Raw genomic sequence first — 9344 nt, 5'->3', positions numbered from 1 at the left:
TTATTATAATAAGGTGAATTATAATGAAATCTGAATTTAATGAACATGAAGTTAAATTACAATCTTTGACTACATTCTGCAATGAGATGAAAGGTAAGTTAGAGCAAAGTAAAATTGATGAAATAAGTAGAGAATTCCTTTTAAGTGATAAAGATAATTTTTATGGTGCAGCATTTGTGCTTACTTGCTACGTGTTATCTGCTTCCTTAGAAGTGGTTTTAGATAATAACGTGACCTTTAATGGTTCGGCGGATGCATTGGGTACTCCAGGTAAGGGAAAGTATTGGGGGAAGGTTTATACCAGTAATTATGATGAGTTGATTGATAATACAGATAATTTTTGGCACTTTTCGAATCTTACTGCCTCAACAATCATGTTTTTTGATAAGCATAACTCATTTTTGGGAAGTTTTGCAGGGGCAGGGATCTCGTCGGTGTTATCCACAGGTGCCGGAAATGGTCAGTGGGCGCCAATAGAATAAAATGCTTTGTTGTTATTATATTAGCGTTTAATTTTTTATAGAATTTATACCCCATGTATTTCAAGGTACAGCGTAGCTAACAAAGCTGGAATTTGAAAAACGACGGGTGTGAATAATATCTCTGTTGGAGAAGGTTGTTTTGTGAAAGATAAAACTGGAGTAATTGATTTTGAGCTGATAGAAATTATTAAGGAAGATATAAATAGTAAATTTCACCAAGATATGAAAGGCGTGGAAATAGATCCGCTTTTTATTAACGATCCGGCCGAGAGGATTTTTCTTACCATTCAGAGCAAGGGGATTGAGGCATCAGCTTCAATTATCAGTGAGGGTATTTATTTCCGCCTGAATGTTACTGTTGACGCTGGTAGTAAAATATTTAAGGGTCAAGGATGGAGTTTAATAAGTCGTATTAGTGGTGGTAAATTTAGCGGAAGTCTCTATTCTGGCGATCTTGCTATGCTTTATGTGAAAGCACATAAATTTTGGTTTTATGAATTTCTTACACTGGTATTTGTCACATTTTATGATAACGAATTGAAATATCTGGGGGTATTTAAGGGAAAAGGACGTTATACACTCAATGATATTGGTTCTGGTTCGGGTATTCTTTATTAATTTTAATTAGTTATATTCATGTCCAATAAATTCAAATCGTATCTTGGTGGTAAGTCATGTAACGCTTCTTTGGTGCAGGAATATCGTCAGTTATTTCTGGAGGCATAGGAACAGACTCTTGGAATGGTGCACATTAAGCATGTGTGCAGCGACTGATCGATTGTGATGACAGTTTTGATGTAATAACGGGTTTATATGAAAGAGGATGACCGAACAATAAAGTCCTCGTATTAAGTGAGGACTTTGTTACTATCACAATGAAGAATGCTCAATAACAATGGTTCCAATTTCTGGATTGCTGAAACTGATAATGTGATCTAACCTTAATTCACGGGATTCTTTTTTTGATTCAATGAGGAGATACTCCACTTTTTTTCTTAAAATCAACTCCTTAGCTTCTCCTTCAAATATTTCACCATCTCGCAATTGGATCTGCAAATGAAGCTGGCGTTGGCAAGCTAGTTCGAGGTTATCGTAATCGTCACAGTTAATTGGTTGATATTCAGTATCTATAAACATATTTGCTCACCACTATGTTACTGGCGGTGATCGTGCCGCCCGTGATTGACCAAACTCAAACGCAAAAAATGCTACCTACGACTATAGCACAGTAATCTACCGTGGTTACTGGATACGTCTGTGGAAATTGCGTTGAAATTAGGAGTAGATTAAACCTCTCTCTCATCATCAGGCAATGAAATTACGTCATAGTATTTGATTTTTCTCTCTGTGCATTTTGAGATGCGGTAAAGTAGTGTCAATTTTGTTACTTAAGGCTCATGTTTTATAGGGAGTGGACGTTATAAAAAATGGGCTATACCCTCTATCTTTCAAGTTGCTATTTCGTTGGCTGCACTGTAACTCGAAATTGATTGGGTATCTTTTTGAATTTATTGGGTTTAAATGATGATGAATAAGAAAATTTTGTTTGTATTGTTAGCTGCGGGAGTATTTACATCGGTTGGATGTCAGGACAACTCCATGTTGCAGAATAACCCGGCATTGCAGGTGAGCAATGTATCTCAGGGTAAGACGTTACCAACCGAGAAAGTGTTTAATGGCGTTATCCCTTGTGCAGATTGCGCAGGTATCGACACTACTTTACAGCTTGCCAAAGATGGAACTTATATATCGGGGCAGACTTATCTGGAAGCTAAAAGCGAGGAAAATACTTTCTTTGAAACAGGGAAGTGGGTAATAAATGGTAAAAAAGTCATATTGAGCAATGAAGATGGCAAAAAATCTTATTACCAAATGAAAGGTGAAAGCTTGGTTATGCTGGACATCAACGGCGAACCAATCGAATCGAACTTTAACTATGAGTTGGTCAAGGTAACTCCGAAAAAATTGGCGGGAGAATACAGCTATTTTGCTGATTCAGCCCTTTTTACGGAATGTCGTACCGGCAAACGTTATGATGCTTCTGAAAATATTGATTTGGAACGTGGTTACAGCGCCATGGGCGTGGAAGGAGGAACCCCAGTTTATGTGGAAGTTGAGGGTTACTACACGTTGCGTCCTTCAATGGAAGATGGATTGTTTGATAATTCAGTGATCCAAACAGGCAAAATCCGTTTTGATAAGTCGTCTTCTTGCAATACAAAAAAATAACGCATAACAGAGATACATAAAAAAACCTGCGTGATAAATACGCAGGTTTTTTTCAATTTAAGCTGATGCTTTTACTGAGCTATTGCTCGTAAGTAAAATTAAGCTTGTTGAATTTGCCCTTTCAGATATTCAACAACATTTTCCAGTTTTAGCATCTGCTTATCGCCACTGCGACGGTATTTGTATTCGATCTCATCGTTATCTAAATTGCGATCACCGATAACCAGAGTATGTGGTACGCCAATCAGTTCCATATCAGCAAACATAACACCAGGGCGTTCTTTGCGATCATCAAAAATTACATCAATGCCGTTGGCACGCAAGTCCGCATATAATTTTTCAGCGACTTCTTTTACCCGATAAGATTTGTGCATATTCATTGGCAGAATAGCTACCTGGAACGGAGCAATCGCATTTGGCCAGATAATGCCACGGTCGTCGTGATTTTGTTCAATGGCGGCAGCGACGATACGGGTTACACCAATACCGTAGCATCCCATGCTGACAACTTGATTGTGCCCGTCTTCGTTCTGTACTGTCGCTTTCAGGGCATCAGAGTACTTGGTACCCAATTGGAAGATATGACCGACTTCAATACCACGTTTGATTAATAGTGTACCTTTGCCGTCTGGGCTGGAATCACCTTCAACGACATTACGGATATCAGCCACTTCTGGCACTGGCAGATCGCGCTCCCAGTTAATACCAAAGTAGTGTTTGCCATCAACGTTGGCGCCTGCACCGAAATCACTCATGATGGATACACTACGATCAATAATAACAGGCATAGGCAGGTTTACAGGGCCTAAAGAGCCGGGGCCTGCGTTTACAATGGCACGAATTTCTTCTTCAGTCGCGAAATTCAGTGGGTTAGCTACCAGAGGCAGTTTTTCTGCTTTGATTTCATTTAATTCATGATCACCACGTACCAGCAAAGCAACTAATTTATGCCCGCTTTCTTCCGCAGCATGAACGATCAGCGTCTTAACCGTTTTTTCAATTGGTAAGTTGAATTGTTCGACTAACTCAGCAATTGTTTTTGCGTTTGGTGTATCAACCAGACGCATCTCCTCAGATGGTGCCGCACGTTCCTGAGATGGCATAACCGCTTCCGCCAACTCAATATTAGCTGCATAGTCAGATTCGGTCGAAAATACGATATCATCTTCACCGCTGGCTGCCAGAACCTGGAATTCATGAGAGGCATTTCCACCAATTGAACCGGTATCTGCCAGAACCGCGCGGAAATCCAGACCAATACGGGTAAAGATTTTGCTGTAAGCGTCATACATCTTATCGTAAGTCTCTTGCAGAGACGCTTGGCTGGTGTGGAAAGAATAGGCATCTTTCATGATAAATTCACGTGAACGCATAACACCAAAACGTGGGCGAACTTCGTCACGGAATTTGGTCTGGATCTGGAACAGATTCAGCGGAAGCTGTTTATATGAGGTGACTTCGTTGCGAACCAAATCGGTGATCACTTCTTCATGGGTTGGTCCCAAAACGAAAGGACGTTCACCACGATCAACAAAACGCAGTAATTCTGGGCCATATTGTTCCCAACGGCCACTTTCCTGCCACAAATCTGCTGGCTGAACTACCGGCATGGAAACCTCAATCGCTCCCGCATTGTTCATCTCTTCACGAACAATGTTTTCAACTTTTTTCAACACGCGGACACCTGTCGGCATCCAGTTGTACAAACCTGAAGCGAGTTTACGGATCATTCCGGCACGAAGCATCAGTTGATGACTGATTACTTCTGCATCAGCAGGCGTCTCTTTTAAAGTAGAGAGCAGATATTGGCTAGTACGCATATAAGTTTCCATTGGATAGCAAATTGCTTCTGGGCGGCAAGTAGCGCCACCCTGCCCAGAAAATAAAAATAAACTGCTAGTCTACCAGCGAGCTTACGATGTCAAAAGGGGTTTTAGCGGTGTTCGATAGAAACCACTTCTGTCAGGCTGCCATTAACCAACCAACGGACATTGAAATCCAATATATGGACGGCATATATTCGGCTTTCTTGTTCTTTCTTGCGATAGGCCGGGCGAGGATCTTGAGCTAATATCTGGCTAATAAAACGTCGCAAATGAGGACAATTGGCCTGATGGGATAAAAGTTGGCATTCCGCTTCTGCTGAGAAGTGGATTTCCATATCGGCAATCGGCGCTGATTGGGCAAACCCTGCTTTAGCTTCTGGACGTGATTCTGCAAAAGGTAAATAAGGTTTGATATCTACCACGGGTGTACCGTCTACTAAATCCAAACTGCCAAGTTCCAGGATGATACGATTGTTGGCGTGTTGAATTCCTTTCAATTCTACCAAGGACATGCCTATCGGATTTGGGCGGAAGGTTGAACGAGTGGCAAATACGCCCATTTTGGCGTTTCCTCCCAAACGCGGAGGGCGCACTAATGGATTCCAGCCACCATTCATGGTTTGGTGAAAAACGAAAATGATCCATAAATGACTGAATTGCTCCAGTCCGCGTATTGCATCAACCTGATTATAAGGAGCAAGCAATTCTAACTGTCCTGTACCATCTTCCACCAAACCCGGTTGACGGGGAATGGCAAACTTCTCTTTGTAAGGAGAATGAATGGTTCCAATTTGCGTAAAATGAAAATCTGCCATGGGCGTTTTTAATAATAATTACTTGTTGGTTGTTAGTAGGGCTGAACCTTCACAAATGGCAATTTGGTAGCAACCCTGGCCAGGTAAGATCGCACATTTATGAAGTAAGACCGCGTTAGCGTTTAGATAATTTGCTTTTGCCAGCATGTTTTGCCGAGCAATTGCAATGCTGGCAGGGGGATCTTGTAACGTACTGCGGCAGGATTCCCCGGCTACAATACCTAAATCTTTAAATGGTAAACCTAACAGCTCATCTGTTTTGGTGTATAGACGGACGTAAGATGGTGTTTTGCTTTTCTTGACTGACTGACGTTTCAACTCCGAATCTGATGTACTGGATTTATCGACCTGAGTTGATAGCGAAGTACACCCCACCATAAAGAGCGCCATGAAACAGATTGGTAACACACGCATCAAGTTGAATCCTTATATTGATAGAGTCAGTGAGGAACAGGTTTAATCTTATTGATTGAAACTGCGATAAAGTGGTTTGTTTCTTTCAATGAAAACGGGCGGATATAAAAATACCCGCCCGATAATTTTAATCTTGATTGACTGAATATGAAAGATTACCAGCCTTTTATTGCTCCGCCTTTAAAGGCCTTTTGTGCTTCTTGTTCTACTTCCGGAGATTGGTATGCTTTCACGAATTTTTGCACATTTTCGGCATCTTTATTGTCTTCACGGCTAACGATGAGGTTGACGTAAGGTGAATCTTTATCTTCAACAAAGATCCCATCTTGCTCTGGGGTCAAACCAATCTGCCCTGCATAGGTGTTATTGATGATAGCAAAAACAATTTTCTGATCATCCAATGAGCGTGGTAATTGAGGTCCTTCCAGCAGAACGATATCCAAGTGCTTAGGATTGCTGGTAATGTCCAGAATGGTTGGCAGCAGGCCAACACCCTCTTTCAAAGTGATTAAACCCTGTTTTTGTAATAACAGTAGCGAACGACCTAAGTTGGTTGGATCGTTGGGGATAGCAATTTGAGAACCATCCTGCAATTCATCCAGCGATTTAATTTTCTTGGAATAGGCCGCCATTGGGAAGATGAAAGAGTTACCCACAATCGCCAGCTTGTAGTTACGTTCTTTCATTTGTTGATCTAGATAAGGCTTATGCTGGAAGACATTCACATCAATATCTCCCTTGCTCAGTGACTCATTTGGTAGAACATAATCATTGAATGCCGTCAGCTCAACATCAAGGCCATATTTATCTTTAGCGACTTGTTTGGCAACTTCAGCAACTTTAAGCTCAGGCCCTGCAATAACTCCAACCTTGATATGGTTCGGATCACGTTGTTCCTGGCCGCAACCAGCAATAATTAATGTACCTAATAAAGCGCTGATTACTGCAATGGATTTCAATTTTACTGACATATTTTCACCCCTATTGAATACTGATTTATACCTGTCTTATCAAGCTACTGTGCACTATTTATGATTAACGGCTTTGACTAAACGATCGCCACCTAATTGAATCAAGAACACTAAAACAACCAATAACGCTAATACGGTATTCATCACTGTTGCATCATAACCGATATAACCATACTGATAGCCAATCTGACCCAGACCACCTGCACCAACAGCCCCGCCCATTGCGGAATAGCCGACTAAAGTAATTAAGGTAATGGTGGCTGCGTTAATTAAACCTGGCAGTGCTTCCGGCAACAGAATCTTTTTAACAATCTGGAACGGAGTTGCACCCATCGCTCGTGCCGCTTCAATTAAGCCTGTCGGAATCTCCAATAATGTATTTTCCACCATGCGGGCAATAAAAGGTGCCGCCCCTACGGTCAGCGGAACAATCGCCGCCTGCAAACCAATTGATGTGCCTACGATCAAACGGGTAAATGGGATCATCCATACCAACAGAATAATGAAAGGTATTGAACGAGTAATATTTACCAATGCAGAAAGTATGCGATAAAGTGTGCCATTTTCAATAACCTGCCCAGGACGGGTAAGATATAAAAGTACACCAGCCGGTAACCCAATCACAAAGCCAAAGAAACCAGAAACGAAAGTCATTACGAGGGTTTCCCAGACTCCTTTAGCCAATAATAAAATCATTCCTTCAGACATAACCGAGAACCTCTACTTTCACATGATGCGCTTCTAAAAACTCAATTGTTGATTTGATGTTATCGCCTTCTCCATCCAACTCAGCCAGCATAACACCAAATTTAACGCCACCGGCGTAATCAATTTGGGAACTCAATATGCTGATATCGATATTAAAGCGGCGAACTGCCATGGAAATTAAAGGTGCATCAACAGATTTACCAGTGAATTCCAATTTCAGTAATGGACTGCGATCAGATGCGGATTCCGGCTGTAACTTTTGTAAGTAATCTCCAGGAATGTCCAAGTGCAGTGTAGATTTGATAAATTCTTGAGCCACCGGAGTCTTAGGGTGCGAAAATATTGCACTGACAACATCTTGCTCGATCAATTGGCCGCCACTAATGACTGCAACTTGATCACAGATGCGTTTAACCACATCCATTTCATGGGTGATCAAAAGAATGGTTAAACCCAAACGACGGTTAATGTCTTTTAATAGCTCCAGAATAGAACGCGTTGTTGCAGGATCCAATGCGCTGGTGGCTTCGTCACACAGAAGTACTTTCGGCGAGTTCGCCAGTGCCCGAGCAATAGCGACACGCTGCTTTTGACCGCCAGACAGATTAGCAGGATACGCGTCATGCTTATCAGCAAGGCCAACTAATTCCAGTAATTCATTAACCTTAGCTTTTATTTCAGCTTTTGGTGTGTTGTTTAATTCTAAAGGTAACGCAACATTGTCAAATACTGTTCTGGATGACAGTAAATTAAAATGTTGGAAAATCATTCCAATATGGCGACGGGCGCGAGTTAGTTCACGTTCTGAAAGAGAAGTGAGATCTTGCCCTGCAACTAATACCTGACCCGAAGTTGGGCGCTCAAGCATATTTACACAGCGAATTAAGGTACTTTTCCCCGCACCAGAAGAACCGATGACGCCATATATTTGCCCCTGTGGGACATGTAAGTTGATATCTGAAAGCGCTTTGATTGAACGCGCGCCTTGTTGAAATATCTTGTTTATCTGAGTCAGTCTTATCATTTTTTTCTTATTAGATGTATAGATGAATGACTTGAGAACATTTCAACAAGTCATGAATTAAAGTGGATGTTAAGGCGTCTAGACGTCTAAGTCAACTGGGAATAAATTAAATGCTGCATTCTCATTCAGCAATAAATCATGCGATACTGTTTACTTGGTACATTCTTGGAGTAATCAGGTGACTCAAGGTATTCCCGCCGTATTTTTAGATCGTGACGGCACGATTAACATCGATCATGGCTATGTACATGAGATAGATAATTTTCACTTTATTGATGGCGTGATTGAAGCCATGCTTGAATTAAAGAAAATGGGCTATGCACTGGTCTTGGTAACAAATCAGTCGGGTATTGCACGTAAAATTTTTACTGAAGATCAGTTTATGCAGCTAACAGAATGGATGGATTGGTCATTGGCAGACCGAGGCGTCGATATTGATGGTATCTATTATTGCCCCCATCACCCGGAAGGGAATGATGAAGAATATAAGAAGAACTGCAATTGCCGTAAACCACAACCAGGTATGTTGTTGGATGCACAGCAAGCATTACATATCGATATGTCAGCTTCTTATATGGTAGGAGACAAAATAGAAGATATGCTGGCAGCAAATGCCGCTAATGTTGGAACCAAGATTCTCGTTCGTACAGGAAAACCTGTAACAGAAGCAGCAGAACAAGCCGCAGACTTGGTTGTTAATAGCCTGGCAGACCTACCAAATGTGATAAAAAACAGGCAAAAATAGCCTGTTAGCCTAAATTATGATCGTTCAAATAAAAAATCACAAAAAAGGCTTGCCTAAATTTAAAGGCTCCCTATAATGCGCATCCGTTGTCACGACAAACACACAAACCTGTCGAGATGACAAAGTGAAA

General features: G+C 41.3%; 11 protein-coding genes. 4 read left to right on the top strand and 7 right to left on the bottom strand.

Annotated features, from left to right (window positions below; all coding sequences use genetic code 11):
* The first annotated feature begins 23 nt into the window (after nt 1-23).
* Nucleotides 24-482: a VapA/VapB family virulence-associated protein gene (locus AB204_RS02000; RefSeq protein ID WP_047961706.1), complete on the top strand. Its 459-nt coding sequence runs from the start codon at nt 24-26 to the stop codon at nt 480-482.
* A gap of 141 nt (nt 483-623) precedes the next feature.
* Nucleotides 624-1100: a VapA/VapB family virulence-associated protein gene (locus AB204_RS01995; protein ID WP_152671480.1), complete on the top strand. Its 477-nt coding sequence runs from the start codon at nt 624-626 to the stop codon at nt 1098-1100.
* Between the two features lie 252 nt (nt 1101-1352).
* On the opposite strand, the gene rof is transcribed toward AB204_RS01995, so the two are convergent.
* Entirely contained in the window at nt 1353-1619 is a 267-nt protein-coding gene (rof, locus tag AB204_RS01990; RefSeq protein WP_047961704.1) for a Rho-binding antiterminator, read from the bottom strand.
* Nucleotides 1620-2003: 384 nt separating this feature from the next.
* Here rof and nlpE point away from each other — a divergent pair, with 384 nt between their 5' ends.
* Nucleotides 2004-2711, top strand: a complete 708-nt coding sequence (gene nlpE / locus AB204_RS01985) for an envelope stress response activation lipoprotein NlpE (protein ID WP_324292604.1) — start codon at nt 2004-2006, stop codon at nt 2709-2711.
* Nucleotides 2712-2809: 98 nt separating this feature from the next.
* Here the strand turns inward: nlpE and proS are convergent, their stop codons facing one another.
* From proS to metN, 6 genes are all read right to left on the bottom strand, one after another.
* Nucleotides 2810-4531 (bottom strand): proline--tRNA ligase, encoded by a 1722-nt coding sequence (gene proS, locus AB204_RS01980; RefSeq protein ID WP_047961703.1) that lies wholly within the window; start codon nt 4529-4531, stop codon nt 2810-2812.
* Nucleotides 4532-4644: 113 nt separating this feature from the next.
* Complete coding sequence (gene tsaA / locus AB204_RS01975) at nt 4645-5352, bottom strand: tRNA (N6-threonylcarbamoyladenosine(37)-N6)-methyltransferase TrmO (protein WP_047961702.1); 708 nt, start codon at nt 5350-5352, stop codon at nt 4645-4647.
* A gap of 18 nt (nt 5353-5370) precedes the next feature.
* A complete protein-coding gene (rcsF, locus tag AB204_RS01970) occupies nt 5371-5766 on the bottom strand; it encodes an Rcs stress response system protein RcsF (protein ID WP_047961701.1) in 396 nt (131 codons plus the stop codon).
* A 155-nt stretch (nt 5767-5921) separates the two neighbouring features.
* Entirely contained in the window at nt 5922-6737 is an 816-nt protein-coding gene (locus AB204_RS01965; RefSeq protein WP_047961700.1) for a MetQ/NlpA family lipoprotein, read from the bottom strand.
* A 54-nt stretch (nt 6738-6791) separates the two neighbouring features.
* Nucleotides 6792-7445 (bottom strand): methionine ABC transporter permease MetI, encoded by a 654-nt coding sequence (locus AB204_RS01960; RefSeq protein ID WP_047961699.1) that lies wholly within the window; start codon nt 7443-7445, stop codon nt 6792-6794.
* Nucleotides 7438-8469, bottom strand: a complete 1032-nt coding sequence (gene metN / locus AB204_RS01955) for a methionine ABC transporter ATP-binding protein MetN (protein ID WP_047961698.1) — start codon at nt 8467-8469, stop codon at nt 7438-7440. The genes AB204_RS01960 and metN overlap by 8 nt, the downstream gene beginning before the upstream one ends.
* Nucleotides 8470-8647: 178 nt before the next feature.
* Between metN and gmhB the strand changes: the two genes are divergently transcribed.
* Entirely contained in the window at nt 8648-9214 is a 567-nt protein-coding gene (gmhB, locus tag AB204_RS01950; RefSeq protein ID WP_047961697.1) for a D-glycero-beta-D-manno-heptose 1,7-bisphosphate 7-phosphatase, read from the top strand.
* Nucleotides 9215-9344 lie beyond the last annotated feature (130 nt).

Origin of the sequence: Xenorhabdus khoisanae, assembly GCF_001037465.1 — a bacterium.
GTDB classification, from domain to species: Bacteria; Pseudomonadota; Gammaproteobacteria; order Enterobacterales; family Enterobacteriaceae; genus Xenorhabdus; species Xenorhabdus khoisanae.
Note: the sequence above shows the minus strand (reverse complement) of the source record. Positions and strands in the feature narration are given on the sequence as shown.

Coding starts and splice junctions, on each gene's coding strand:
- AB204_RS01960 (WP_047961699.1), bottom strand. CDS start 7,445: ATGTCTGAAGGAATGATTTTATTATTGGCTAAAGGAGTCTGGGAAACC.
- nlpE (WP_324292604.1), top strand. CDS start 2,004: ATGATGATGAATAAGAAAATTTTGTTTGTATTGTTAGCTGCGGGAGTA.
- AB204_RS01965 (WP_047961700.1), bottom strand. CDS start 6,737: ATGTCAGTAAAATTGAAATCCATTGCAGTAATCAGCGCTTTATTAGGT.
- tsaA (WP_047961702.1), bottom strand. CDS start 5,352: ATGGCAGATTTTCATTTTACGCAAATTGGAACCATTCATTCTCCTTAC.
- AB204_RS02000 (WP_047961706.1), top strand. CDS start 24: ATGAAATCTGAATTTAATGAACATGAAGTTAAATTACAATCTTTGACT.
- rcsF (WP_047961701.1), bottom strand. CDS start 5,766: ATGCGTGTGTTACCAATCTGTTTCATGGCGCTCTTTATGGTGGGGTGT.
- rof (WP_047961704.1), bottom strand. CDS start 1,619: ATGTTTATAGATACTGAATATCAACCAATTAACTGTGACGATTACGAT.
- metN (WP_047961698.1), bottom strand. CDS start 8,469: ATGATAAGACTGACTCAGATAAACAAGATATTTCAACAAGGCGCGCGT.
- proS (WP_047961703.1), bottom strand. CDS start 4,531: ATGCGTACTAGCCAATATCTGCTCTCTACTTTAAAAGAGACGCCTGCT.